Source organism: Pseudomonas sp. A014, from assembly GCF_052378495.1.
GTDB lineage: Bacteria > Pseudomonadota > Gammaproteobacteria > Pseudomonadales > Pseudomonadaceae > Aquipseudomonas > Aquipseudomonas machongensis.
Window position 1 is genome coordinate 1 of the sequence record NZ_CP199001.1, and the last position, 25620, is coordinate 25620.

At 62.2% G+C, this 25620-nt stretch carries 21 protein-coding genes; 11 read left to right on the plus strand and 10 right to left on the minus strand.

Annotated elements, in window-relative coordinates:
• Genes dnaA through gyrB form a run of 4 tightly spaced genes read left to right on the plus strand, consistent with a single transcriptional unit; the run spans nt 1 to nt 6221 of the window.
• Nucleotides 1–1533: a chromosomal replication initiator protein DnaA gene (dnaA, locus tag ACTYOL_RS00005; RefSeq protein WP_444757379.1), complete on the plus strand. Its 1533-nt coding sequence runs from the start codon at nt 1–3 to the stop codon at nt 1531–1533.
• Between the two features lie 40 nt (nt 1534–1573).
• Nucleotides 1574–2677: a DNA polymerase III subunit beta gene (gene dnaN / locus ACTYOL_RS00010; RefSeq protein WP_054893018.1), complete on the plus strand. Its 1104-nt coding sequence runs from the start codon at nt 1574–1576 to the stop codon at nt 2675–2677.
• 15 nt (nt 2678–2692) lie between these two features.
• Nucleotides 2693–3796, plus strand: coding sequence for a DNA replication/repair protein RecF (gene recF, locus ACTYOL_RS00015; protein ID WP_054893019.1), 1104 nt, complete (start codon nt 2693–2695; stop codon nt 3794–3796).
• 4 nt (nt 3797–3800) lie between these two features.
• A complete protein-coding gene (gene gyrB, locus ACTYOL_RS00020) occupies nt 3801–6221 on the plus strand; it encodes a DNA topoisomerase (ATP-hydrolyzing) subunit B (protein WP_444757380.1) in 2421 nt (806 codons plus the stop codon).
• 104 nt (nt 6222–6325) lie between these two features.
• Here gyrB and ACTYOL_RS00025 read toward each other — a convergent pair whose 3' ends face one another.
• On the minus strand, nt 6326–7630 hold the full coding sequence (locus tag ACTYOL_RS00025) for a sigma-54 interaction domain-containing protein (RefSeq protein WP_444757381.1): 1305 nt from the start codon (nt 7628–7630) through the stop codon (nt 6326–6328).
• Nucleotides 7631–7856: 226 nt separating this feature from the next.
• On the opposite strand from ACTYOL_RS00025, the gene ACTYOL_RS00030 reads away from it, so the two are divergent.
• From ACTYOL_RS00030 to ACTYOL_RS00040, 3 genes are read left to right on the plus strand one after another with little or no spacing between them, the layout of a single operon-like run.
• The gene (locus ACTYOL_RS00030) at nt 7857–8741 is read left to right on the plus strand and encodes an MBL fold metallo-hydrolase (RefSeq protein ID WP_197891761.1); all 885 of its coding nucleotides are present in this window, start codon (nt 7857–7859) and stop codon (nt 8739–8741) included.
• Nucleotides 8742–8779: 38 nt separating this feature from the next.
• Entirely contained in the window at nt 8780–10060 is a 1281-nt protein-coding gene (locus ACTYOL_RS00035) for an NAD(P)/FAD-dependent oxidoreductase (protein WP_444757382.1), read from the plus strand.
• Nucleotides 10057–10875: a sulfite exporter TauE/SafE family protein gene (locus tag ACTYOL_RS00040; RefSeq protein WP_054893024.1), complete on the plus strand. Its 819-nt coding sequence runs from the start codon at nt 10057–10059 to the stop codon at nt 10873–10875. Before ACTYOL_RS00035 ends, ACTYOL_RS00040 begins: the two co-directional genes overlap by 4 nt.
• On the opposite strand, the gene ACTYOL_RS00045 is transcribed toward ACTYOL_RS00040, so the two are convergent.
• Nucleotides 10864–11751, minus strand: a complete 888-nt coding sequence (locus tag ACTYOL_RS00045; protein WP_444757383.1) for a LysR family transcriptional regulator — start codon at nt 11749–11751, stop codon at nt 10864–10866. The two genes, ACTYOL_RS00040 and ACTYOL_RS00045, sit on opposite strands and share 12 nt — an antisense overlap.
• Before the next feature lie 182 nt (nt 11752–11933).
• Between ACTYOL_RS00045 and ACTYOL_RS00050 the strand changes: the two genes are divergently transcribed.
• Together ACTYOL_RS00050 and ACTYOL_RS00055 are read left to right on the plus strand one after the other, a co-directional pair.
• Nucleotides 11934–13583 carry a GMC family oxidoreductase gene (locus ACTYOL_RS00050; protein ID WP_444757384.1) on the plus strand — a complete coding sequence of 550 codons (1650 nt, stop codon included), beginning with the start codon at nt 11934–11936 and terminating at the stop codon, nt 13581–13583.
• Nucleotides 13584–13679: 96 nt separating this feature from the next.
• A complete protein-coding gene (locus tag ACTYOL_RS00055) occupies nt 13680–15299 on the plus strand; it encodes an MFS transporter (RefSeq protein ID WP_063541928.1) in 1620 nt (539 codons plus the stop codon).
• 203 nt (nt 15300–15502) lie between these two features.
• Here ACTYOL_RS00055 and ACTYOL_RS00060 read toward each other — a convergent pair whose 3' ends face one another.
• The 4 genes from ACTYOL_RS00060 to glyQ all read right to left on the minus strand — a co-directional run bounded on the left by ACTYOL_RS00060 (nt 15503) and on the right by glyQ (nt 19864).
• Entirely contained in the window at nt 15503–16273 is a 771-nt protein-coding gene (locus ACTYOL_RS00060; protein ID WP_197891766.1) for a lysophospholipid acyltransferase family protein, read from the minus strand.
• A gap of 61 nt (nt 16274–16334) precedes the next feature.
• Entirely contained in the window at nt 16335–16862 is a 528-nt protein-coding gene (gene gmhB, locus ACTYOL_RS00065) for a D-glycero-beta-D-manno-heptose 1,7-bisphosphate 7-phosphatase (protein ID WP_054893029.1), read from the minus strand.
• Nucleotides 16863–16865: 3 nt separating this feature from the next.
• A complete protein-coding gene (gene glyS, locus ACTYOL_RS00070; protein WP_416766160.1) occupies nt 16866–18920 on the minus strand; it encodes a glycine--tRNA ligase subunit beta in 2055 nt (684 codons plus the stop codon).
• Nucleotides 18917–19864, minus strand: a complete 948-nt coding sequence (glyQ, locus tag ACTYOL_RS00075; RefSeq protein ID WP_025337182.1) for a glycine--tRNA ligase subunit alpha — start codon at nt 19862–19864, stop codon at nt 18917–18919. The genes glyS and glyQ overlap by 4 nt, the downstream gene beginning before the upstream one ends.
• A gap of 84 nt (nt 19865–19948) precedes the next feature.
• On the opposite strand from glyQ, the gene ACTYOL_RS00080 reads away from it, so the two are divergent.
• Both ACTYOL_RS00080 and ACTYOL_RS00085 read left to right on the plus strand, forming a co-directional pair.
• Nucleotides 19949–20500, plus strand: a complete 552-nt coding sequence (locus tag ACTYOL_RS00080; RefSeq protein ID WP_054893031.1) for a DNA-3-methyladenine glycosylase I — start codon at nt 19949–19951, stop codon at nt 20498–20500.
• A gap of 41 nt (nt 20501–20541) precedes the next feature.
• Nucleotides 20542–21429, plus strand: a complete 888-nt coding sequence (locus ACTYOL_RS00085; protein ID WP_054893032.1) for a lysophospholipid acyltransferase — start codon at nt 20542–20544, stop codon at nt 21427–21429.
• A gap of 177 nt (nt 21430–21606) precedes the next feature.
• On the opposite strand, the gene ACTYOL_RS00090 is transcribed toward ACTYOL_RS00085, so the two are convergent.
• Genes ACTYOL_RS00090 through fmt form a run of 4 tightly spaced genes read right to left on the minus strand, consistent with a single transcriptional unit; the run spans nt 21607 to nt 25563 of the window.
• Complete coding sequence (locus tag ACTYOL_RS00090) at nt 21607–21915, minus strand: tetratricopeptide repeat protein (RefSeq protein WP_153774303.1); 309 nt, start codon at nt 21913–21915, stop codon at nt 21607–21609.
• 11 nt (nt 21916–21926) lie between these two features.
• Nucleotides 21927–23300: a Trk system potassium transporter TrkA gene (trkA, locus tag ACTYOL_RS00095; protein ID WP_444757385.1), complete on the minus strand. Its 1374-nt coding sequence runs from the start codon at nt 23298–23300 to the stop codon at nt 21927–21929.
• A gap of 23 nt (nt 23301–23323) precedes the next feature.
• Complete coding sequence (rsmB, locus tag ACTYOL_RS00100) at nt 23324–24634, minus strand: 16S rRNA (cytosine(967)-C(5))-methyltransferase RsmB (protein ID WP_125931082.1); 1311 nt, start codon at nt 24632–24634, stop codon at nt 23324–23326.
• Nucleotides 24631–25563: a methionyl-tRNA formyltransferase gene (gene fmt / locus ACTYOL_RS00105; protein ID WP_063541940.1), complete on the minus strand. Its 933-nt coding sequence runs from the start codon at nt 25561–25563 to the stop codon at nt 24631–24633. The genes rsmB and fmt overlap by 4 nt, the downstream gene beginning before the upstream one ends.
• Nucleotides 25564–25620: the final 57 nt, after the last annotated feature.

The window sequence follows — 25620 nt, forward strand, 5'->3', positions numbered from 1 at the left end:
GTGTCAGTGGAACTTTGGCAGCAGTGCGTGGAGCTTCTGCGCGACGAACTGCCTGCCCAGCAATTCAACACCTGGATCCGTCCGCTACAGGTCGAAGCCGAAGGCGACGAGTTGCGCGTCTATGCGCCTAACCGTTTCGTTCTCGATTGGGTCAATGAAAAGTACCTCGGCCGCCTGCTCGAACTGCTGGGTGAACAAGGCAACGGCCTTGCACCTGCCCTCTCCTTATTAATAGGCAGTCGCCGTAGCTCCGCACCACGGGCGGCACCTAACGCGCCGGTCAGTGCTGCGGTCGCTGCATCGCTGGCCCAGAGCCAGGCCAAGCCGGCCGCCCAGCCGCCGGCGGTTGCCAGCGCACCGGTCACGGCGCCCGAACCTGCGTTGGTCAGTGAGGTGGAGGAATCTGCAGCCTCCCAGGATGGTTTCGACGGGATGGGCGATTCGACGCCTGCGCCTGCAGCGACCGCGCGTACCGAGCAACGGACCGTCCAGGTCGAAGGGGCGCTCAAGCACACCAGCTACCTGAACCGAACCTTCACCTTCGAGACCTTCGTGGAGGGTAAGTCCAACCAGCTGGCACGCGCTGCGGCGTGGCAGGTTGCCGACAACCCCAAGCACGGCTACAACCCACTCTTCCTTTATGGAGGCGTGGGCTTGGGTAAGACGCACTTGATGCATGCTGTGGGTAACCACCTGCTGAAGAAGAACCCGAATGCCAAGGTCGTCTACTTGCATTCGGAGCGTTTCGTCGCCGACATGGTCAAGGCGTTGCAGCTGAACGCCATCAACGAATTCAAGCGCTTCTACCGTTCGGTGGACGCGCTGTTGATCGACGATATCCAGTTCTTCGCCCGCAAGGAGCGTTCCCAGGAAGAGTTCTTCCACACCTTCAATGCCCTGCTCGAGGGTGGACAGCAGGTCATTCTCACCAGTGACCGCTACCCTAAAGAGATCGAAGGCCTGGAAGAGCGCCTGAAGTCGCGCTTTGGTTGGGGCCTGACCGTGGCTGTCGAGCCACCGGAACTGGAAACCCGTGTAGCGATCCTGATGAAGAAGGCCGACCAGGCCAAGGTCGAACTGCCGCACGATGCTGCGTTCTTCATCGCCCAGCGCATCCGCTCCAACGTGCGCGAACTGGAAGGCGCATTGAAGCGGGTGATCGCTCACTCGCACTTCATGGGGCGAGACATCACCATCGAGTTGATTCGCGAATCGCTCAAGGATCTGCTGGCACTGCAAGACAAGCTGGTCAGTGTGGATAACATCCAGCGCACGGTCGCCGAGTACTACAAGATCAAGATCTCCGATCTGTTGTCCAAGCGCCGCTCGCGCTCTGTCGCGCGCCCGCGGCAGGTGGCCATGGCGTTGTCCAAGGAGCTGACCAACCACAGTCTGCCGGAGATCGGCGATATGTTCGGCGGTCGGGACCACACCACCGTGCTGCACGCATGCCGCAAGATCAACGAATTGAAGGAATCCGACGCGGACATCCGCGAGGACTACAAGAACCTGCTGCGCACGCTGACCACCTGATGGGTGTCGGCGCAGCTCTTTGAAGGCAAGGGACTAGACCATGCATTTCACCATTCAACGCGAAGCCCTGTTGAAACCCCTGCAACTGGTCGCAGGCGTCGTCGAGCGCCGCCAGACCTTGCCGGTCCTGTCCAACGTGCTGCTGGTCGTGCAAGGCCAGCAGTTGTCGTTGACCGGTACCGACCTGGAAGTCGAACTGGTTGGCCGCGTGCAGCTGGAAGAGCCGGCTGAGCCCGGCGAGATCACCGTCCCGGCGCGTAAGCTGATGGATATCTGCAAGAGCCTGCCCAGCGATGCGCTGATCGATATCAAGGTCGATGAGCAGAAGCTGCTGGTCAAGGCTGGCCGCAGCCGTTTCACCCTGTCGACCCTGCCGGCCAACGACTTCCCCACCGTGGAAGAAGGCCCGGGTTCGCTCACCTGCAACCTGGAGCAGAGCAAACTGCGTCGCCTGATCGAGCGCACCAGCTTCGCCATGGCCCAGCAGGACGTTCGCTACTACCTCAACGGCATGCTGCTGGAAGTTTCCACCGACACCCTGCGCGCTGTCGCCACTGACGGTCACCGTCTGGCACTGTGCGCCATGCAGGCACCCATCGGCCAGGCAGAGCGTCACCAGGTCATCGTGCCGCGCAAAGGTATTCTGGAGCTGGCGCGTCTGCTGACCGATCCGGAGGGCATGGTCAGTATTGTCCTGGGCCAGCACCACATTCGTGCGACCACCGGTGAGTTCACCTTTACCTCGAAACTGGTGGACGGCAAGTTCCCGGATTACGAGCGTGTACTGCCCAAGGGCGGTGACAAGCTGGTGATCGGTGATCGCCAGGCGCTGCGTGAAGCCTTCAGCCGTACTGCGATCCTGTCCAACGAGAAGTACCGCGGCATCCGCCTGCAACTGGCCTCCGGCCAGCTGAAGATTCAGGCCAACAACCCCGAGCAGGAAGAAGCTGAAGAAGAGATCAGCGTCGACTACGAAGGCGGTTCGCTGGAGATCGGCTTCAACGTCAGCTATCTGCTGGACGTCCTGGGAGTCATGACCACTGAGCAGGTTCGTCTGATTCTCGCCGACTCCAACAGCAGCGCCCTTCTGCAGGAAGCCGGTAATGACGACTCGTCCTACGTTGTCATGCCGATGCGTCTGTAACCTGTAGCAGGCCAAATGTCCCTTCGACGTCTTTCGGTCACCGCGGTGCGCAATCTGCACCCGGTGACCCTCTCCCCCTCTCCTCGCATCAACATCCTCTACGGCGCCAATGGCAGCGGCAAGACCAGTGTGCTCGAGGCCGTGCACCTTTTGGGGCTGGCACGCTCATTTCGTAGTACCCGATTGAACCCTGTCATCCAGTACGAACAGCCGACCTGTACTGTGTTCGGCCAGGTTGAAATCACCGATGGTGCGACGAGCAATCTTGGCGTTTCGCGCGAGCGACAAGGGGACTTCACTATTCGCATCGACGGCCAGAATGCGCGCAGTGCAGCACAACTGGCTGAAATGCTGCCGCTGCAGTTGATTAACCCGGACAGCTTCCGCCTGCTCGAAGGCGCTCCCAAGGTGCGCCGTCAGTTCCTGGATTGGGGAGTGTTCCACGTGGAACCTCGATTCATGGCGACCTGGCAGCGCTTGCAGAAGGCCCTGCGGCAGCGGAACTCATGGCTGCGACATGGTACACTTGACGCTGCTTCGCAAGCCGCCTGGGACCGGGAACTGTGTCTCGCCAGCGCGGAAATAGATGAATACCGTCGCAACTATATCAAGGCCTTGAAGCCTGTCTTCGAGCGGACCCTGAGCGAACTGGTCGAGCTGGACGGATTGACCCTTAGCTACTATCGGGGCTGGGACAAGGATCGGGACCTCAGTGAAGTCCTCGCAACCTCTCTCCTTCGCGATCAGCAGATGGGCCATACCCAGGCCGGTCCGCAGCGTGCTGACCTACGCCTGAGATTGGGCGCTAACAACGCGGCCGATATCCTGTCTCGTGGTCAGCAAAAGCTGGTCGTTTGTGCCCTGCGGATTGCCCAAGGGCACCTCGTCAGCCAAGTTCGTCGCGGTCAGTGTATTTATCTGGTGGATGACTTGCCGTCCGAATTGGACGATCAGCATCGCCGCGCGCTGTGTCGCTTGCTTGAAGAATTACACTGCCAGGTTTTTATCACCTGTGTAGATCACGAATTACTGAGGGAAGGCTGGCAGACGGATACGCCAGTTGCTTTGTTCCACGTGGAACAAGGCCGTATCACCCAGACCCACGACCATCGGGAGTGAAGGCATGAGCGAAAATCAAACGTACGACTCCTCCAGCATCAAGGTGCTGAAAGGGCTGGATGCCGTGCGCAAGCGTCCCGGCATGTACATTGGCGACACCGATGATGGTAGCGGCCTGCACCACATGGTCTTCGAAGTGGTCGACAACTCGATCGACGAAGCGCTCGCCGGTCATTGCGATGACATTACGGTCATCATCCATCCGGACGAATCCATCAGTGTTCGCGACAACGGTCGTGGCATTCCCGTCGACGTGCATAAAGAGGAAGGCGTTTCCGCCGCCGAGGTCATCATGACCGTACTGCACGCCGGCGGTAAGTTCGATGACAACTCCTACAAGGTTTCCGGCGGTCTGCACGGTGTAGGTGTTTCGGTGGTGAACGCCCTCTCCGAGAAGCTGGTCCTGACCGTTCGCCGTAGTGGAAAGATCTGGGAACAGACCTACGTCCACGGTGTGCCGCAAGCTCCGATGGCAGTAGTCGGCGAAAGCGAAACCACCGGTACCCACATCCACTTCAAGCCTTCGGCGGAGACCTTCAAGAATATTCACTTCAGCTGGGACATCCTGGCCAAGCGAATTCGTGAGCTGTCGTTCCTCAACTCGGGCGTCGGTATCCTGCTGAAGGACGAGCGCTCCGGCAAGGAAGAGTTCTTCAAGTACGAAGGTGGTCTGCGCGCATTCGTCGAATACCTGAACACCAACAAGACTCCGGTGAACTCCCAGGTCTTCCACTTCAACGTCCAGCGTGACGATGGTGTGGGTGTCGAAGTCGCCCTGCAGTGGAACGACAGCTTCAACGAAAACCTGCTGTGCTTCACCAACAACATTCCGCAGCGTGATGGTGGTACTCACCTGGTAGGCTTCCGCTCCTCGCTGACCCGCAGCCTGAACAGCTACATCGAGCAGGAAGGCCTGGCCAAGAAGAACAAGGTGGCGACCACGGGTGACGATGCCCGTGAAGGCCTGACCGCGATCATCTCGGTGAAGGTGCCGGATCCGAAGTTCAGCTCGCAGACCAAGGACAAGCTGGTTTCCTCGGAGGTGAAGACCGCCGTGGAGCAGGAGATGAACAAGTACTTCGCCGACTTCCTGTTGGAAAACCCCAACGAAGCCAAGGCGGTCGTTGGCAAGATGATCGACGCGGCGCGTGCCCGTGAAGCAGCGCGCAAGGCGCGGGAAATGACCCGCCGCAAAGGTGCGCTGGATATCGCTGGTCTGCCAGGCAAGCTTGCCGACTGCCAGGAAAAAGACCCTGCCCTGTCCGAACTGTACCTGGTGGAGGGTGACTCCGCAGGTGGTTCGGCCAAGCAAGGTCGTAACCGCCGCACCCAGGCAATCCTGCCGTTGAAGGGCAAGATCCTCAACGTCGAGAAGGCCCGCTTCGACAAGATGATCTCGTCCCAGGAAGTCGGCACGCTGATTACCGCCTTGGGCTGCGGCATCGGCCGTGAAGAGTACAACATCGACAAGCTGCGCTATCACAACATCATCATCATGACCGATGCTGACGTTGACGGTTCGCACATCCGTACCCTGCTGTTGACCTTCTTCTTCCGTCAGTTGCCGGAGCTGGTCGAGCGCGGTTACATCTACATTGCCCAGCCGCCCCTGTACAAGGTGAAAAAGGGTAAGCAGGAGCAGTACATCAAGGACGACGAGGCCATGGAAGAGTACATGACCCAGTCGGCCCTGGAAGATGCCAGCCTGCACCTCGACGAATCGGCGCCAGCCGTTTCGGGTGTTCAACTCGAGTCACTGGTCAACGAGTTCCGCGGAGTGATGAAGACGCTCAAGCGTCTGTCACGCCTGTACCCGGAGGAGCTGACCGAGCACTTCATCTACCTGCCGGAAGTCACTCAGGCGCAGTTGGCCGATCACGCGACCATGCAAGCGTGGTTGGGCAAATTCCAGGAGCGCCTGAACAACAGCCAGAAGTCCGGTCTGACCTACCAGGCCAGCCTGCGCGAAGACAAGGAACGCAACATCTGGCTGCCGGAAGTCGAAGTTACTTCCCACGGCCTGGCCAGCTACGTGACCTTCAACCGCGAGTTCTTCGGCAGCAACGACTATGGTTCGGTAGTCGTGCTGGGCGCCAAGTTGGCGACCTTGCTTGGCGAGGGTGCCTATGTTCAGCGTGGTGAGCGTCGCAAGGCAGTCACCGAGTTCAAAGAGGCCCTCGATTGGCTGATGAACGAAACCACCAAGCGCCACACCATCCAGCGATACAAAGGGCTGGGTGAGATGAACCCGGATCAGCTGTGGGAAACCACCATGGACCCGACCGTGCGCCGCATGCTCAAGGTCACCATCGAGGATGCGATTGCGGCCGACCAGCTGTTCAACACCTTGATGGGTGACGCGGTGGAACCTCGTCGTGACTTCATCGAAAGCAACGCGTTGTCGGTGTCCAATCTGGACTTCTGATTACGCGCTTCAGCTACGAAAAAGCCAAGGCCTGTCGCCTTGGCTTTTTCGTTTTCTGAGACGCGAAACACAAATGTTCCACGTGAAACACTGTTCGAATGGCGTCAGGCTTCAAGGTCCTTGAGCCTTCGGTACAAGGTGCGTTCACTCATCCCCAGCTGTTTGGCCAGCTCGCGTCGCGACCCCTGAAAGCTGTCCAGCGCTTGCGCCAGCGCCCTCAATTCATGCAACTCGCGTGACTGCTGTCTCGCCGGTGAATGAGCCCCAGTGTCTTCGAGCAGATGCTCACTGCGAATCAAACCATCATCGGCGAACAACCAGGCCCGCTCCAGCATGTTACGCAGCTCACGAATATTTCCCGGAAACGGATGCAGGTTGAGGCGCTCGAGTGCGTCATGGCTGATTCGAGGTGCGCCGTTGCCCGCGATGCGCTGCAACAGACTCTCAATCAGCAGCGGCAAGTCTTCGACACGCTCACGCAGTGCCGGCAGACGAATCGGAAATCCGCTGATGCGGTAATACAGGTCTTCACGGAAGGCGCCCTGCGCGACCATTGCCTTGAGCGGCTTGTGTGTCGCCGACACCAGGCGGAAATCCGAGTGTACGGTGCGCAGGCTGCCCACCGGGCGAAAACTACCGGTCTCGATCAAGCGCAGCAGTTTGACCTGCATGGCCAGCGGCACTTCACCGATCTCGTCCAGGAACAGGGTGCCGCTATGCGCCGCCTCGGCCAGACCGACCTTGCGTTGGGTCGCGCCGGTGAACGCGCCTTTCTCGTAACCAAACAGCTCACTCTCGAACAGCGACTCGGTGAGACCGGTGCAATCGACGACCACCAGCGGGCCGTTGGCGCGTGGGCTACCCAGGTGCAGGGCGCGGGCGAACAGCTCCTTGCCTGTTCCTGACTCACCTTGGAGCAGCACCGGAATTTGAGCCGGAGCAGCCCGTCGAAGGCTGGCGAGTGCTGACTTGAAAGCCGGAGACTGCCCGACCAGCCCCTGCTGCTGAGGTTGTGCGGAGGCCAGGGTGATGCTGGTCAGCCGTTCGACGAATGCCACCACCCTGCCCTGCTCGTCGAGGATCGGGCGCAGTTCGACGTCCACATGCTCCGGCCCGCGCGGGGTGTGATGAATATGCAGCACGCGCTCCGGAACCTTGCTGTCCCATGCCTTGCGCAGCGGACAATGCTCCCCCGCCTGATCGCAGGGCACGGCGTAATGGTGCGAAACCCTGTGGCACTTCTCCCCCAGGGGGGCGCGATCCTGTGTGGCGAACTGGCGTCGATACGCCGCGTTGGCGGCAAGAATGTTGTAGTCGGTATCGAGCACGATGGCGGGCAGCACATCGTGTTCGAGGTAGGACACCAGCGCGAGGATGGCAGGATGGTTTGCAGCGGGAAGCTCGGACATGGGGGCACCGGCAAAAACTACCCGGCGAGGTTAACAAGGACTGCCAATCACTGCCAGCAGCTGTCAGATGACTGCCAATCTTCCTGGCAGTCTTTAACTATTGTGTTGGTACAACGCCAGCAAATGCGGGACTTATCCGCCAGAAATGACCTGGCATGCATCTTGATAAAGCGTCTGTTCCTGCCGATGCCTCTGTTCAAGCTGCGGCAGCGTTTTGGAGACTGTGATGATCATTGGCAACAACCTTCATGTGGAAGCCCTGTTCGACCCGGCGACTTCGACCATCAGCTACCTGCTCATGGACCGTGAAACACGGCACTGCGCATTGATCGACAGCGTGCTGGATTACGATCCGAAGTCAGGACGTACCAGCCACGCATCTGCCGATAGGTTGATCTCGCAGGTCGAGGCGTTGGGCGCCAAGGTGCAGTGGATTCTTGAAACCCACGTGCATGCGGACCACCTTTCGGCAGCGGCCTACCTCAAGCAACGGCTGGGCGGCCAGATTGCCATTGGCGCCCACATCACCCAGGTACAGAAAACCTTCGGTTCGCTGTTCAACGCCGAGCCTGGTTTTGCCCGCGACGGTAGCCAGTTCGACGTGTTGTTCGAGGATGAGGAAGGGTTTCGCATCGGCAACCTGCATGCCCGAGCCCTGCACACGCCGGGGCACACCCCCGCGTGCATAAGCTACATGATCGAGGATGCGGGCGAGACTGCCGTGTTTGTCGGCGACACGCTGTTCATGCCTGACTACGGCACTGCCCGTTGCGATTTTCCCGGCGCCAGCGCCCGCACACTGTATCGCTCGATCCGTCGCTTGCTGGCCTTCCCTGACCAGACCCATTTGTTCATGTGCCATGACTACCTCCCCGGTGGCCGCGAACTGCGTTACGTGACCACGGTTGCCGAGCAGCGCGCCAGCAACATCCACATTCACCAGGGCATCAGTGAAGACAGCTTTGTCGAGATGCGCGAAGCCCGAGACAAGACCCTCGACATGCCGGTGCTGATCCTGCCGTCGGTGCAGGTCAACATGCGCAGCGGCCAGTTGCCTGAGCCGGAAGACAACGGCGTGCGCTACCTGAAGATCCCGCTGAACCTGTTCTGAGCCATTCGGCTCTCTGACCAATATTCAAAGGAAATACCATGTCTGCCTTGCTGTCCCCTGCCGTTGCGCCCGGTACCGAACACCACAAGGTGTTGATCGTGGGCGCCGGAGCCGCCGGTATCGCAACAGCGTCGAGCCTGATCAAACGCGATCCGTCGCTGGACATCGTCCTGATCGATCCATCAGAGGTTCATTACTACCAGCCTGGCTGGACCATGGTGGGGGCCGGTGTGTTCGCTGCGTCGTCCACCGCTCGAACCACGGCGGCAACCCTGCCACGGGGTGTGCAGTGGATAAAGGCACGCGTGGTGGGCTTCGATCCACAGGCGCAAACGGTCATGCTGGAGGATGGGCGAGCCGTCAGTTACGAACAATTGGTGGTCTGCCCTGGCCTCAAACTCGACTGGGCGGCCATCGACGGCCTGGAGGAGACCCTCGGGCGCAACGGTGTGACCTCCAACTACCGCTACGACCTGGCCCCCTACACCTGGGAGCTGGTGCAGACGCTCAAGCAGGGCCGCGCGCTGTTCAGCCAACCGCCGATGCCGATCAAGTGTGCCGGTGCCCCACAGAAGGCCTTGTACCTGTCCTGTGATCACTGGCTGCGCGCGGGCCGGCTGGGCGCCATCAAGCCCGCGTTCTTCAACGCCGGGGCTGTGCTGTTTGGTGTTGCCGACTACGTGCCAGCACTGATGAGCTACATCGACAAGTACGGTGTCGACCTCAACTACGGCCAGCGCCTGGTGGCGGTCGATGGCCCGAATCAACAGGCGACCTTCGTGCGAACCCTCGCCGACGGCGGCAGCGAAACGTGTACCGAAGCGTTCGACATGCTGCACGTGGTGCCGCCTCAGGTCGCTCCGGATTTCATCCGGCAAAGCCCATTGGCTGATGCTTCCGGATGGGTGGATGTCGATCCGCACAGCTTGCGTCACCGCCAGTTCGCCAACATTCATGCCCTGGGTGACGTGATCAACACCAGCAATGCAAAGACCGCAGCGGCCGCACGCAAGCAGGCACCGGTGGTGGCCAATAATGTGCTGGTGGCGCTTGGGCGCTTGCCGACACCGGTCGCCTACGACGGCTATGGCTCCTGCCCGTTGACCGTGGAACGCGGCAAGATCGTGCTGGCCGAGTTCACCTATGGCGGCAAGCTGGCACCGAGTTTTCCACGTTGGTTGCTCGATGGACGCAAGCCTACACGCTTGGCCTGGCTGCTCAAGGCACGGGTGCTGCCGCCGCTTTACTGGCAGGCGATGCTCAAGGGCCGGGAATGGTTGGCCCGGCCTCAGCCGTTAGCCGCTGAGACGTCGAAGTGATCGAGCATCAGTTTCTCGGCGCCGGGTTGGGCGCGATCATTGGTGCGGTGCTGGCGCTGACCGGGGCTGGAGGTGGGATCCTGGCGGTGCCGCTTCTGGTATTCGGCCTGGGGCTGTCGATGGTCGAGGCGGCGCCGATCGGTTTGCTGGCGGTCGGCCTGGCGGCTGCCGTGGGCGCCGGGTTGGGCCTGCGGCAAGGGCTGGTGCGTTATCGCGCAGCGTTGTTCATTGCGGCAATCGGTATCGTCTGTGCGCCTTTCGGCCTGATGCTGGCGCACCGTTTACCGAATACACCGCTGGCGTTGGTCTTCGCCTGCGTGCTGGTGTATGCCTGCCTGCGCATCTGGCGCAAGGCGGCGCGTGAGCTGCGCGGCGAATCGCCATGCGGTGAGCGACAGATCATGCCTTGCGTGCTCAACCCCTTGCAGGGGCGCCTGCGCTGGACCCTCCCCTGTGCCCGCGCCCTGGCGTTCACCGGCATGTTGTCCGGGCTGCTGTCCGGCCTACTGGGCGTCGGTGGCGGATTCGTCATCATCCCGGCCTTGAACCGCTATACCAACCTGGACATGAAAAGCATCGTTGCCACTTCGCTGGCGGTGATCGCGTTGGTGTCCACCGGCAGTGTGGTGAGTGCGAGCCTGGGCGGGGTGATGCACTGGCAGGTTGGTGCGCCGTTCGCCTTCGGCGCGGTGCTCGGGTTGCTGGCAACTCGCCCGCTGGCCGGCAAGCTGGCAGGGCCGCGTCTGCAGCAACTGTTCGTGGTGGTGGGGATCGGGGCCGCGCTCTCGCTGGCGGCCAAGGCGCTACTCGGCTAGCAACTCGTGCTGCTGTTCGGCACAGAGCTTGAGCAGGTAGTCCCAGACCACCCGCAGGCGTACCGACTTGTGCAACTCGCGACGTGTGCAGATCCAGTAGCTGCGCTGAATGGTCTCGCTGGGCAGCACGCGCACCAGGCCTGGGTCGTGGCGACCCATATAGTTGGGCAACACGGCGATGCCCAGGCCGGCGCGCGCGGCCTGCTGCTGGGCGATCACGCTGGTGCTGCGGAATATCACGTTCGGCGCGCGGCAGAAGCTGTTGAGGAACAACAGTTCCTGGCTGAAGATCAGGTCGTCCACGTAACCGATCCAATTGTGCCGGGCCAGGTCATCGCGGTTGCGCAGCGGCGGTGCATGGTCGAGATAGTCCTGGCTGGCGTAGAGGGCCAGGCGGTAGTCGGTGAGCTTGCGGGTGATCAGCAGGTCGGCATTGGGGCGTTCCAGGTGAATGCTGATTTCGGCTTCGCGGTTGAGAATGCTGACGAAGCGCGGCACCGCCACCAGTTCGACTTCAAGCCCCGGATAGCGCTCGAACAGGGCCCCCAGGCGCGGGGTGAAGAACATGATGCCGATGCCTTCGGTAACGCCCAGGCGTATCTTGCCCAGTGGCGTGATGGCCTGGGTGATTTCCTCCTGCGCCAGCAGGGCGACGTTTTCCATGGCCTCGGCATGCTTGAGCAGTGCCTGGCCCGAGGGTGTGAGCTCGTACCCTTGGGCATGCTGGACGAACAGCGCGGTGCCCAGGTTTTTCTCGATGTTCTCGATATGGCGGGCAACGGTGCTGTGGGTGGTATTGAGGCGCTTGGCCGCTGTGAGCAGGCGGCCGCTGCGCTGCAACTCGAGGAAAAACCGCAGATCGTTCCAGTCGAACATGCTGATCCTTTCGGTTGTTCTTGGCGGCCTGTTCGCGGGCAAGCCCGCTCCCACAGGCGGCGGATAAAGACTTACCGTTGTGAAAAAACGCACAACGGCTGCGCAAAATCTCGTGTTTCCACCGCGAAATTAATCAATAAGATGGGTAGGGACAAGAATAATAATCAGGCGCGAGGTTGCACATGCCATCTGCCGATTCTGTCTTCGACTACGTGGTCGTAGGGGCCGGTCCCGCCGGATGCCTGCTGGCCAATCGATTGTCCGCAGACCCTGCCTGCCGCGTCCTGCTGCTCGAGGCGGGCGGGCGCGACAACTACCCGTGGATTCACGTACCCGTCGGTTACCTCTACTGCATCGGCAATCCCCGCACCGACTGGTGCTTCAAGACCGAAGCCCAGCCTGGGCTGGACGGTCGTAGCCTCGGCTATCCGCGAGGGAAGGTGCTGGGCGGTTGTTCCTCCATCAACGGCATGATCTACATGCGTGGCCAGGCTGCGGACTATGACCGCTGGGCCGAGCAAGGCAACGACGGCTGGAGCTGGAATGATGTACTGCCGTTGTTCAAGGCCAGTGAAAGCCACTTCGCTGGCGCCAGCGAGAGCCATGGCGCCGACGGCGAATGGCGGGTCGAGCAGCAGCGCTACAGCTGGCCGATCCTCGACGCCTTCCGCGATGCTGCCGAACAGAGCGGTATCGGCAAGGTCGGTGACTTCAATACCGGCGACAACCAAGGCTGTGGATACTTTCAGGTCAACCAGCGCAGTGGTGTGCGCTGGAATGCCTCGAAGGCTTTCTTGCGGCCCGTCCAGTCTCGCCCGAACCTCACTGTGCTCACCGATGTTCAGGTTGACCAGGTCGTGCTCGACAACGCCCGCGCCACTGCTGTGAAGGCGCGCTGGCAAGGGGCCTGGCATGAGTTTCGTGCCCGGCGCGAGATCGTCCTGTGCGCAGGCGCCGTCGGTTCGCCTGGCATTCTGCAGCGTTCGGGCATCGGCCCGCGCAAGCTGCTCGAAGACCTGGGGATAACGGTGCGTCACGAATTGCCAGGCGTGGGCGGAAACTTGCAGGACCACCTGCAATTGCGCTTGATTTACCAGATCCAGAACACCCGCACGCTCAACCAGATGGCCAACAGTCTGTGGGGCAAGCTGGGCATGGGTCTGCGCTATCTCTACGACCGCAGCGGACCGCTGGCCATGGCGCCGAGCCAGTTGGGCGCATTCGTGCGCTCGAGCCCGGAGCAGGCCACCGCCAACCTGCAGTATCACGTGCAGCCGTTGTCGCTCGAGCGTTTCGGCGAGCCGTTGCACCGCTTCCCTGCCTTCACGGCTTCGGTGTGCAACCTGCGCCCAGCCAGCCGCGGGCGTATCGACATCCGCTCGGCAGACATGAATGCAGCGCCGCTGATCGACCCCAACTACCTCAGCGACCCACAGGACCTGCAGGTCGCCGCCGATGCGATTCGCATCACCCGGCGCATCGTCCAGGCCCCTGCCCTGGCCGCGTTCGATCCCATGGAGTACCTGCCGGGCCCTTCGCTGCAGACCGAGCAACAACTGCACGAGGCCGCCGGCAAGATCGGCACCACCATCTTCCATCCGGTCGGCACCTGCCGCATGGGCAATGGGCCGCTGGACGTTGTGGATAACCAGCTGCGCGTCCATGGCATACCTGGCCTGCGCATCGCCGATGCCTCGATCATGCCGCAGATCGTCTCCGGCAATACCTGTTCACCCACATTGATGATCGCCGAGAAGGCGGCACAACTGATTCTCAAGGGGGCCCCAAGCCACAGCAACCTCAGCGACACCAGCGCGATACCGACGCCCTGACCGGGTGCGTGCAACACCGGCAGCTTGCGGTCGATGGCTGCCGACAGTGGAACAAGAAAAATAATCACTGTGGCCTGCGGGCCGAGGACAGCAACGATGTCGGATTACATTCAAGAGCAGGGCGCGGCAGCTACCAGCGGCAGCCGGCGTGAGGAACGCAAGATCATTTTCGCGTCATCCCTCGGGACGGTGTTCGAGTGGTATGACTTCTTTCTCTATGGCGCGCTGGCGGCGGTGATCAGCAAGCAGTTCTTTGCCGGGGTCAACGACACCACCGCTTTCATCTTTGCCTTGATGGCCTTTGCCGCAGGCTTCCTCGTGCGGCCTTTCGGTGCCTTGGTGTTCGGGCGCCTGGGCGACATGATCGGGCGCAAGTACACCTTCCTGGTGACCATCGTGCTGATGGGCCTGTCGACCTTCGCGGTCGGCCTGTTGCCTACCTACGCCAGCATCGGCATCGCCGCACCGATCATCCTGGTGATCCTGCGCATGCTCCAGGGCCTGGCCCTGGGCGGCGAATACGGCGGTGCGGCCACTTACGTGGCCGAGCATGCCCCGCCTGGCAAGCGCGGGTTCCACACCGGCTTCATTCAGTCCACTGCCACCCTCGGCTTGCTGCTGTCACTGATTGTTGTGCTGGGCAGCCGTTACATCAGTGGCGACCAGTTCGAGACCTGGGGCTGGCGCCTGCCGTTCCTGCTGTCGATCGTGCTGCTGGGTATCTCCACCTGGATTCGCATGAGCATGCACGAGTCGCCAGCCTTCGTGAAAATGAAGGCCCAGGGCAAGATCAGCAAGTCGCCGATCCGCGAGTCGTTCACCTCCTGGCCCAACCTCAAGGTGGTGCTCACCGCGCTGTTCAGCATCAACGCCGGCCAGGCCGTGACCTTCTACACCGCACAGTTCTACGTGCTGTTCTTCATGACCCAGATGCTCAAGATGGACCCGGCCCAGGCCAATACCCTGCTGATCATCAGCGTGGTGATCGGTGCGCCGTTCTTCGTGTTCTTTGGTTGGCTGTCGGACCGTGTGGGACGCAAGCCGATCCTGATGATCGGCCTGCTGCTGGCGACCGTGTGCTACTTCCCGATGTTCAAGGCGCTCAGCCACTATGCCAATCCGCAGATCGACGCCGCCAGCCGGCAGTCGCCGATAGTGGTCAGTGCCGACCCGCAAGGCTGCACCTTCCAGTTCGACCCGGTGGGCAAGGCACGCTTCGACAGCCCCTGCGACAAGGTCAAGACGTTCCTGGTCAAGCAGGGCCTGCCCTACAGCTCGGTTGCCGCAACGGGCAGCGATGTTTCGGTGAGCATTGGCGACAAGACCATCAACGGTTTCGATGAAGTCGCGATGCGCACGGCTATCGAGCAGGCGGGCTATCCAGCCAAGGCCGACCCTGCCCATGTGAACCAGGTGATGGTGGTGGTGCTGATCGTGGCGATGATCCTGATCGCGACCATGACCTACGGACCACTGGCAGCGGTAATGGTCGAGCTGTTCCCCACACGCATCCGCTACACCTCGATGTCGCTGCCCTATCACATCGGCAACGGCTGGTTCGGTGGCTTCCTGCCGACGGTGTCGTTCGCGCTGGTGGTGTACACCGGAGATATCTTCTATGGGCTGTGGTACCCGGTATTGATCACCGGCATCAGCCTGGTGGTGGGGATCTTCTGCCTTAAAGAGACCAAGGATGTGGACATCGACAAGGTGTAGCAGCGGGTTGACCCGCGACGCAGACACCTCCGTTGCCCAGGCATGAAAAAACCGGCGTAAAAGCCGGTTTTTTTATGCCTCGAAAAAACTTATGCACGATTTTCGAAAAAACGTCATACAGAGAAATAAATAGCTAATTCAATAGCTTATCTACGATCCGAAAGCATTAATCCAAAAATTGCTAACACGTTATCCACAGATCGTCAGGCGATTGGCTCGGTGACGTTTTCTTCTGATGGTGGCAACGACCCCATGGTCCGCTGCGTCGCTTCGTTCCACGCCTGAGCGCGATCGTTGAGTTCGGCGATGGCACGTGGCCCGGTGCCGTTGGCATACATTGCCTCGCCAATCACCACCTCAATGGTGCCCGAACGCTTGCCCCAGCCAGCCTTTGGCCAGAACTTGCCAGCGTTGTGGGCGATCGGCAGCACCGGCAGGCCGGCGTTCACCGCCAGGGCGGTACCGCCGCGGGAGAACTTGCCGACCTGACCATAGGGCACGCGGGTACCCTCGGGAAAAATCAGCACCCAGACGCCCTGCTTGAGCAGTTCGTCGCCCTTGCTCGCCACGTGGCGCAGGGCTTCCTTGGGGTTGTTGCGGTCGATGGCAATCGGCCGCAGCATCGCCATTGCCCAGCCGAAGAACGGCACGTACAACAGCTCACGCTTGAGCACCTGGCTCAGTGGCGAGAAGTACGCCGAGAGGAAGAAGGTCTCCCAGGTGCTCTGGTGGTTGGACAGGATCACGCAGGGCTCTTTGGGTACGTTCTCGGCACCGGTGATCTTGTAGTCGATGCCCAGGATGGTGCGGCTCAGGAACACCGCGCAGCGGCACCAGTACACGTTGATGAATTTGTAGCGCTTGGGAAATGGCAGGAAAGGCGCGACAAAGAAGCTCAGTGAGCACCACAGCAGCGAACTGGTGCCCAACAGCAGGTAAAAAAGAAAGATTCTGATCGCCTGCAGGATCGACATAGTGGCATGTACCGTTGCGGGGCGCGCCCGCCTGAGGAAGTGCGCCGAACAGGCGCACTCTTTAAATAAGTTCTCTGGCGATGGCTGCCAGATCGTCGAAAATCAAGGTTTTTTCAGGAATGCCCTTTTTCAGGGTCTTCTCCCCTTTGCCGGTTTTCACCAGCACGGGTTGTGCTCCGACGGCCAGGGCGGCCTCCAGGTCACCTGTGCTGTCGCCGACGAACCATACACCGCGCAGGTCGACTTGGTAATACTCGGCGATTGCCCGCAGCATGCCGGGCTTGGGCTTCCGGCACTCGCAGCCTTCGTCCGGCCCATGCGGGCAATAGACGATATGCCCGACCTCGCCACCCTGCTCGGCGACCAGCTCGCGTAGACGCGCGTGCATGGCTTCGAGCGTGGACAGCGGGTAGTAGCCGCGGGCAATGCCGGACTGGTTGGTGGCCACGGCCACCGTCCAGCCCGCCTTGCTCAACTGCGCAATGGCCTCGATCGAGCCGGGAATGGGGATCCACTCTTCCAGCGACTTGATGTAGGCGTCGGAGTCGTGATTGATCACTCCGTCTCGATCGAGAATCAGCAGTTTCAAGACTTACCCCAGCAGCGAGATGTCGGCCACGCCCAGGAACAGACCGCGCAGGCGGCTGAGCAGGGCATAACGGTTGGCGCGTACCTTGGCGTCTTCGGCGTTCACCATGACTGCCTCGAAGAAGGCGTCGACCGGATCGCGCAGGGCTGCCAGGCGTGCCAGCGATTCGCTGTACTGGCGTGCGGCAGCCATTGGCTGCACGGCCTGGTCGGCCTGCTGGATCGCCGAGTACAGGGAGAACTCGTTGGCATTGTCGAAGTACTTCGGCTCGACCTGGTCGGCGATGGCGCCTTCGGCCTTGCTCAGCAGGTTCGAAACCCGCTTGTTCACCGCCGCCAGGGCCTCGGCTTCCGGCAGCTTGCGGAAGGCCTGCACGGCCTGCACGCGCTGATCGAAGTCCAGGGCCGAAGCCGGCTTCAGGGCACGTACCGACAGATAGGTGGCCACATCGACGCCTTCGTCTTCATAGCGTGCACGCAGGCGATCGAAGATGAACTCCAGCACCTGGTCAGCCAGGCCAGCAGCCTTGACCTTGGCGCCGTACTGCTTGACCGCGAACTCGACCGCAGCGGTCAGGTCCAGGTCCAGTTGCTTCTCGATCAGGATGCGCAGCACGCCGAGGGCGGCGCGGCGCAGTGCGTAGGGGTCCTTGCTACCGGTCGGCAGCATGCCGATGCCGAAGATGCCGACCAGGGTGTCGAGCTTGTCGGCGATGGCCACGGCGGCGCCGGTGAGGGTTTCCGGCAACTCAGCGCCAGCACCGCGCGGCATGTACTGCTCGTTCAGTGCCAGGGCGACGTCTTGTGGCTCGCCATCGTTGACGGCGTAGTAGTAGCCAGCGATGCCCTGCATTTCAGGGAATTCGCCGACCATTTCGGTGGCCAGGTCGCATTTGGACAGCAGGCCGGCGCGGCCGGCGTTGGCTGCACTGCCGCCGATGAACGGGGCAATGTAGGCGGCCAGCCTGGAGACACGCTCGGCCTTGTCGAACACCGTACCCAGTTGGGCCTGGAACACCACGTTCTTCAGGCGTTCGTTGAAGGTTTCCAGAGGCTGCTTCTTGTCTTGCTTGAAGAAGAACTCGGCGTCGGTCAGGCGCGGACGCACGACCTTCTCGTTACCCTCGACGATCTGCTTCGGATCGAGGCTCTCGACGTTGGCCACGGTGATGAAGCGCGGCAGCAACTTGCCTTCGCTGTCGAGCAGGCAGAAGTACTTCTGGTTGTCCTGCATGGTGGTGATCAGGGCTTCCTGCGGCACTTCCAGGAAGCGCTCCTCGAACGAGCACACCAGCGGCACCGGCCACTCGACCAGCGCGGTCACTTCGTCCAGCAGCGCCGGCGGCACGATGGCGCTGCCTTCCTGCTGCAGGGCCAGCTCTGCGGTGCGCTTGGCGATCAGCTCGCGGCGTTCGGCGAAGTCGGCCAGTACATGGGCCTTGCGCAGGTCTTCGACGTAGTTGGCCGGGGCGGTGATCAGCACGTTTTCCGGGTGGTGGAAGCGGTGGCCGCGCGATTCGCGGCCGGCTTTCTGCGAGAGGATGGTGCAGTCGACGACCTGGTCGCCCAGCAACATCACCAGCCACTGGGTGGGACGCACGAACTCTTCACGGCTGGCGGCCCAGCGCATGCGCTTGGGGATCGGCAGGTCGTTGAGCGAGTCTTCGACGATGGTTGGCAGCAGGCTGATGGTGGCCTTGCCCGGAATGTGCTGGGAGAAACGCAGCTTGGCGCCGCTCTGGTCGATGTCCGACAGCTCCACGCCACACTTCTTGGCGAAGCCCAGTGCAGCCTGGGTCGGGTTGCCATCGGCGTCGAAGGCAGCCTGGCGGGGCGGGCCGTCGATGTTGATGCTGCGATCAGGCTGTTGCACGTCCAGTTGGCGGATCAGCACGGCCAGGCGACGCGGCGCGGCATAGACCGACTTGCCGGTGTAGTTCAGGCCAGCGGCCTGCAGGCCTTTCTCGATGCCGGCCAGGAATGCATCGCCCAGCGAGGCCAGGGCTTTGGGGGGCAGCTCTTCGGTGCCCAGTTCAACCAGGAAATCTTGCGCACTCATTGTGCAGCCTCCAGCTTGGCCAGTACTTCATCACGCAGTTCGGGGGTGGCCATCGGGAAGCCCAGGCGTGCGCGGGCTTGCAGATAGCTTTGCGCCACGTCGCGGGCCAGGGTGCGCACGCGCAGGATGTAGCGCTGGCGCTCGGTCACCGAGATGGCGCGGCGGGCGTCGAGCAGGTTGAAGGTGTGCGAAGCCTTCAGGACCATTTCGTAGGTCGGCAGCGGCAGGTCCAGCTTGATCAGGCGGTTGGCTTCGCTTTCGTAGAAGTCGAACAGCTCGAACAGTTTCTCGACGTTGGCGTGCTCGAAGTTGTAGGTCGACTGCTCCACTTCGTTCTGGTGGAACACATCGCCATAGGTGACCTTGCCGAACGGGCCGTCGGCCCAGACCAGGTCGTACACCGAATCGACACCCTGGATATACATGGCCAGACGCTCCAGGCCATAGGTGATCTCGCCGGTGACCGGGTAGCACTCGATACCGCCAACCTGCTGGAAGTAGGTGAACTGGGTCACTTCCATCCCGTTCAGCCAGATTTCCCAACCCAGGCCCCAGGCACCCAGGGTCGGCGATTCCCAGTTGTCTTCGACGAAGCGGATGTCATGGACCAGCGGGTCCAGGCCGATGGCTTTCAGCGAACCCAGGTACAGCTCCTGGAAGTTGGCCGGGTTCGGCTTGAGTACCACCTGGAACTGATAGTAGTGCTGCAGGCGGTTGGGGTTTTCGCCATACCGTCCGTCGGCAGGGCGACGGCTAGGCTGCACGTAGGCAGCGTTCCAGGTCTCCGGGCCGACGGCGCGCAGGAAGGTGGCGGTGTGGAAAGTGCCGGCGCCTACTTCCATATCGTAGGGCTGAAGTACCACACAACCTTGCTCGGCCCAGTAGTTCTGCAGGGCGAGGATCAGGTCTTGGAAGGTACGCACGGCTGGCGTAGGCTGGCTCACGAAATTCACCTGTATCTGGGGATGCGGATGTAAAGAGCGGGAGTATAACCCGATTCGCCTCGCCCTCTACGTAATTGGAGCCTTATGCCACGCTGCTTTTGGTGTACCGACGATCCCTTGTATCAGGCCTACCATGACCAGGAATGGGGAACCCCGCAGCGCGACCCGGCGTTGCTCTTCGAGATGCTTTTGCTCGAAGGGTTCCAGGCGGGTCTTTCGTGGATCACCGTGCTGAAGAAACGCGAGCGCTATCGCCAGGTGCTGCAAGGCTTCGACCCGGTGCAACTGGCCGAGATGAGCGACGAGCGCATAGAAGAGCTGATGCTCGATCCCGGCATCATCCGCAACCGCCTCAAGCTCAATGCCGTGCGCCGCAACGCGCGCGCCTGGCTGGCGCTGGAAAACCCCGGCGAGTGGCTGTGGTCGTTCGTCGGCGGCGAGCCGAAGATCAACCATTACCAGGGGCGCGCCGATATCCCGGCGATCACCGACGAAGCCAAGGCGATGAGCAAGGCCCTGCAGAAAAAAGGCTTCACCTTCGTCGGTCCGACCATTTGCTACGCCTTCATGCAGGCCACCGGCATGGTCATGGACCACACCACCGATTGCGATCGCTACGCCGCGCTGGTGCGCTGAGGCGTTACAATGCGCGCCTTGCAGAAATAAGGAATTGGCCTGTGGAAAAGTTCAAGGGCGCCCTGATGGTCGGGGTGCTGCGCCTGTTCGCCAAACTGCCCTGGGGCGCGGTGCAGCGCGTCGGTGCCGGTATCGGCTGGCTGATGTGGAAAATCCCCAACGGGTCGCGCAACGTGGTGCGGATCAACCTCGCCAAGTGCTTCCCCGAGATGAACCCTGCCGAGCGTGAGCAGTTGGTGGGGCGTGCGTTGAAGGATATCGGCAAGTCTTTCGTCGAAAGCGCCTGGGCCTGGATTCGCCCGCCTCAGCAGTCGCTGGAGCTGGTCAAGGAAGTGCACGGCCTGGAAGTGCTCGAGCAAGCCCTGGCCACTGGCAAAGGGGTGGTCGGCATCACCAGCCACCTGGGCAACTGGGAGGTGCTCAACCACTTCTATTGCAACCAGTGCAAGCCGATCATCTTCTACCGTCCGCCCAAGCTGAAGGCGGTGGATGACCTGCTGCGCGAGCAGCGCGTGCAGATGGGCAACCGCGTGGCGCCTTCGACCAAGGAAGGCATTCTCAGCGTGATCAAGGAAGTGCGTCGCGGCGGGCAGGTGGGCATTCCTGCCGACCCTGAGCCGGCCGAGTCGGCGGGAGTGTTCGTGCCCTTCCTCGGCACCCAGGCGCTGACCAGCAAGTTCGTGCCCAACATGCTCGCTGGCGGCAAGGCGGTGGGTGTGTTCCTGCATGCCCTGCGTCTGCCGGATGGCTCCGGCTTCAAGGTGTTCCTTGAGGCGGCGCCCGAAGAGATGTACAGCGCGGATGTGGCTGTGGCTGCAGCAGCCATGAGCCGTGTGGTCGAGCGCTATGTGCGCGAGTATCCGAGCCAGTACATGTGGAGCATGAAGCGCTTCAAGAAGCGCCCGGCCGGCGAGCCGCGCTGGTACTGAGTTATCCACACTCTGTAGGAGCGGGCTTGTCCCGCGATCGGGCGCGAAGCGGCCGTAAAACCAGACGCCGAGATCTATCAGGAAAATCTCGGTTGCCGAGGTTGCGGCCGCTTCGCGCCCGATCGCGGGACAAGTCGCAGCGGCGAACCGCCGCTCCTACAAGGACCGCGGCGTCTGTCAGGCTTTGTTCAGCTTTTTCAGGAACACGGTCATTTCTTTCTCGGCCTGCTTGTCGCCATGTGTCTGCGCCGCGACGATCCCCTCTTCCCAGGCCTTACGCGCCGCAGCGATATCGCCTTCAAGCTGATACGCCTTGCCCAGCAGCTTCCACGCAGCCGAGTATTTCGGATCCTGCTGCACACAACTGGCCAGGTGCACCGCGGCTTCGGCGCCCTTGCCTTCATCCAGCCAGGCCTTGCCCAGGCCAAACCTCAGCAGCGGGTTATCCACACCCTTGGCCAGCATCTTTTCCAGCGATTCGCGCATGCCTTCTTCTCCTAGAAGAAACTCAAGCCGACGTGGAACAGCTTCTCCACATCGCGAATGTGCTTTTTATCCACAACGAACAGGATCACATGGTCACCCGCCTCGATCACCGTGTCGTCGTGGGCGATCAGCACCCCCTCGTCGCGTATGATCGCGCCGATGGTGGTGCCAGGTGGCAAGGCGATGTCTTCGATGGCCTTGCCGATCACCTTGCTCGATTTCGAATCGCCATGGGCGACTGCCTCGATGGCTTCCGCTGCACCGCGCCGCAGCGAGTGCACGCTGACGATATCGCCACGGCGTACATGGGCCAGCAGCGTGCCGATGGTCGCCAACTGCGGGCTGATGGCGATGTCGATATCGCCGCCCTGCACCAGGTCGACGTAGGCCGGGTTGTTGATCAGTGTCATCACCTTGCGTGCACCCAGGCGCTTGGCCAGCAGCGACGACATGATGTTGGCCTCGTCGTCGTTGGTCAGGGCCAGGAAGATATCGGCTTCGGTGATGTTTTCTTCGAGCATCAGGTCTTTGTCCGATGCGCTGCCCTGCAGCACCACGGTGCTTTCGAGGTTATCCGAAAGATGCCGGCAGCGTGCCGGGCTCATCTCGATGATCTTCACCTGGTAGCGGCTTTCGATGGCTTCGGCCAGGCGCTCGCCGATCTGCCCGCCGCCGGCGATGACCACCCGCTTGTTGGTCTCGTCGATACGCCGCAGCTCGCCCATCACAGCACGGATGTCTTTCTTCGCGGCGATGAAGAACACTTCGTCGTCAGCCTCGATCACCGTGTCGCCATGGGGCTTGATCGGCCGGTCGCGGCGGAAGATCGCGGCCACGCGGGTATCGACATTGGGCATGTGCGCGCGGATCTGGCGCAGTTGCTGACCCACCAGCGGGCCGCCGTAGTAGGCCTTGACTGCCACCAATTGGGCTTTGCCCTCGGCGAAGTCGATCACCTGCAGGGCGCCGGGGTGTTCGATCAGGCGCTTGATGTAGTTGGTCACCACCTGCTCGGGGCTGATCAGCACGTCCACCGGAATGTGGTCGTTGTCGAACAGCTCCTCGCGGCTGAGGTAGGACGATTCGCGCACCCGGGCGATCTTGGTCGGGGTGTGGAACAGCGAATAGGCCACCTGGCAGGCGACCATGTTGGTCTCGTCGCTGTTGGTCACCGCCACCAGCATGTCGGCGTCATCGGCGCCGGCCTGGCGCAGTACCGTGGGCAGCGAGGCGCGGCCCTGCACGGTGCGGATGTCGAGGCGGTCGCCCAGGTCACGTAAGCGCTCGCCATCGGTGTCGACCACCGTGATGTCGTTGGCTTCGCTCGCCAGGTGTTCTGCCAGCGTACCGCCTACCTGGCCTGCGCCGAGGATGATGATCTTCATCCGCTACTCCCTACCTTTCGTTCTTATCCGCGCGAGGCGGCGATCTTGATCAGCTTGGCATAGTAGAAGCCGTCGTGGCCGCCTTCCTGGGCCAGTAGCTGGCGGCCGTGGGGCTGGCGCAGACCGGCCTCGGTTGCCAGGTCGAGCTCACGGGCACCGGGGGTGCGGGCGAGGAAGGCGTCGATCACTTCGGTGTTCTCGGTCGGCAGGCTCGAGCAGGTGGCGTAGAGCAGCATGCCGCCGACTTCGAGTGTCGGCCACAGCGCATCGAGCAGCTCACCCTGCAGTGCGGCCAGGGCCGGGATGTCCTCGGCCTGACGGGTCAGCTTGATGTCCGGGTGGCGGCGGATCACGCCGGTCGCCGAGCATGGGGCGTCGAGCAGGATGCGCTGAAACGGCTTGCCGTCCCACCAACTGGCGGTATCGCGAGCATCACAGGCGATCAGCTCGGCATCGAGCTTCAGCCGGTCGAGGTTCTCGCGTACCCGCGCCAGGCGCTTGGCCTCCAGGTCGATGGCGACCATCTGCGCCAGGCCCGGCTCGGCTTCGAGCAGGTGGCAGGTCTTGCCGCCAGGGGCGCAGCAGGCATCGAGCACGCGTTGGCCGGGGGCCAGTTCCAGCAGGTCGGCCGACAGTTGTGCGGCTTCGTCCTGCACGCTGATCCAGCCGTCGGCGAAGCCCGGCAGGCCGCGCACGTCGCAGGCCTCGGCCAGCACGATGCCGTCACGGCTGAACGGGCAGGCGCTGGCGCCGATGCCAGCCTCGGCCAGCAGCGCCAGATACGCATCACGGCTGTGATGACGGCGGTTGACCCGCAGGATCATCGGCGGGTGGGCGTTATTGGCGGCGCAGATGGCTTCCCATTGCTCCGGCCAGAACGCCTTGAGCGACTTCTGCAGCCAGCGCGGGTGGGCGGTGCGGACCACGGGGTCGCGCTCCATGCCGGCGAGCAGTTCCTCGCCCTCGCGTTGGGCGCGGCGCAGCACGGCGTTGAGCAGGCCCTTGGCCCAGGGCTTCTTGAGCTTGTCGGCGCAGCCGACGGTTTCGCCGATGGCGGCGTGGGCCGGAATACGTGTGTAGAACAGCTGGTACAGGCCGACCAGCAGCAGCGCCTGTACATCGGCGTCGGCGGCCTTGAACGGCTTTTGCAGCAGTTGTGCGGCAAGCAGGTCCAGGCGCGGCTGCCAGCGGGCGGTGCCAAAGGCCAGGTCCTGAGTCAGGCCGCGGTCGCGCTCCTCGACCTTGTCCAGTTGCGCGGGCAGCGAGCTGTTGAGCGAGGCCTTGCCGCTGAGCACGGCAGCCAGGGCGCGGGCGGCAGCCAGGCGTGGGTTCATTGGCCGAGCACCTTGCCGCTTGCGAACTTCTCGCGGCGGCTGTTGAACAGGTCGCTGAAGGCCAGGGCCTTGCCACCTGGCAGTTGCAGGCGGGTCAGGCTCAGGGCGCCGTCAGCGCAGGCGACCACCAGGCCGTCCTTGCTGGCACTGAGGATCTCGCCTGGCTCACCTTTGCCTGTGGACAAGTTCGCGCCCAGCACCTTCACGGTTTCGCCGTCGAGGGTGCTGTGGCACACCGGCCAGGGGTTGAAGGCGCGGATCAGGCGTTCCAGCTCCACGGCCGGGCGGCTCCAGTCCAGACGTGCCTCATCCTTGTTCAGCTTGTGTGCATAGGTGGCCAGGGCGTCGTCCTGCACCTCGCCCTGCAGGCTGCCGTCGGCAAGGCCGGCGATGGCTTGCACCACAGCGCCAGGGCCCAGTTGGGCGAGGCGGTCGTGCAGGCTGCCGCCGGTGTCGTCGGCGCTGATCGGTGTGGTGACCTTGAGCAGCATGGGGCCGGTGTCCAGGCCCGCTTCCATGCGCATCACGGTTACGCCGCTCTCGGCATCACCGGCCTCGACGGCGCGCTGGATCGGCGCCGCACCGCGCCACCGTGGCAGCAGCGAGGCGTGGCTGTTGATGCAGCCAAGGCGCGGGATATCCAGCACCGCCTGCGGCAGGATCAGGCCGTAGGCGACCACCACCATCAGGTCCGGTTTCAGTGCGGCGAGTTCAGCCTGCGCGTCGGCATTGCGCAGGGTCTGTGGCTGGTACACCGGTATGTCATGGGCCAATGCGAGGGCTTTGACCGCGCTCGGCATGAGCTTCTGGCCCCGGCCGGCGGGACGGTCGGGCTGGGTGTAGACAGCCACGATTTCGTAAGGGCTGTCGAGCAGGGCCTTGAGGTGTTCGGCGGCAAACTCTGGGGTGCCTGCGAAGACGATGCGCATGGAGTTCTCGCTTCAAAAAAGAAAAAGGCTTGCCGGAGCAAGCCTTCTGGAAGGTGG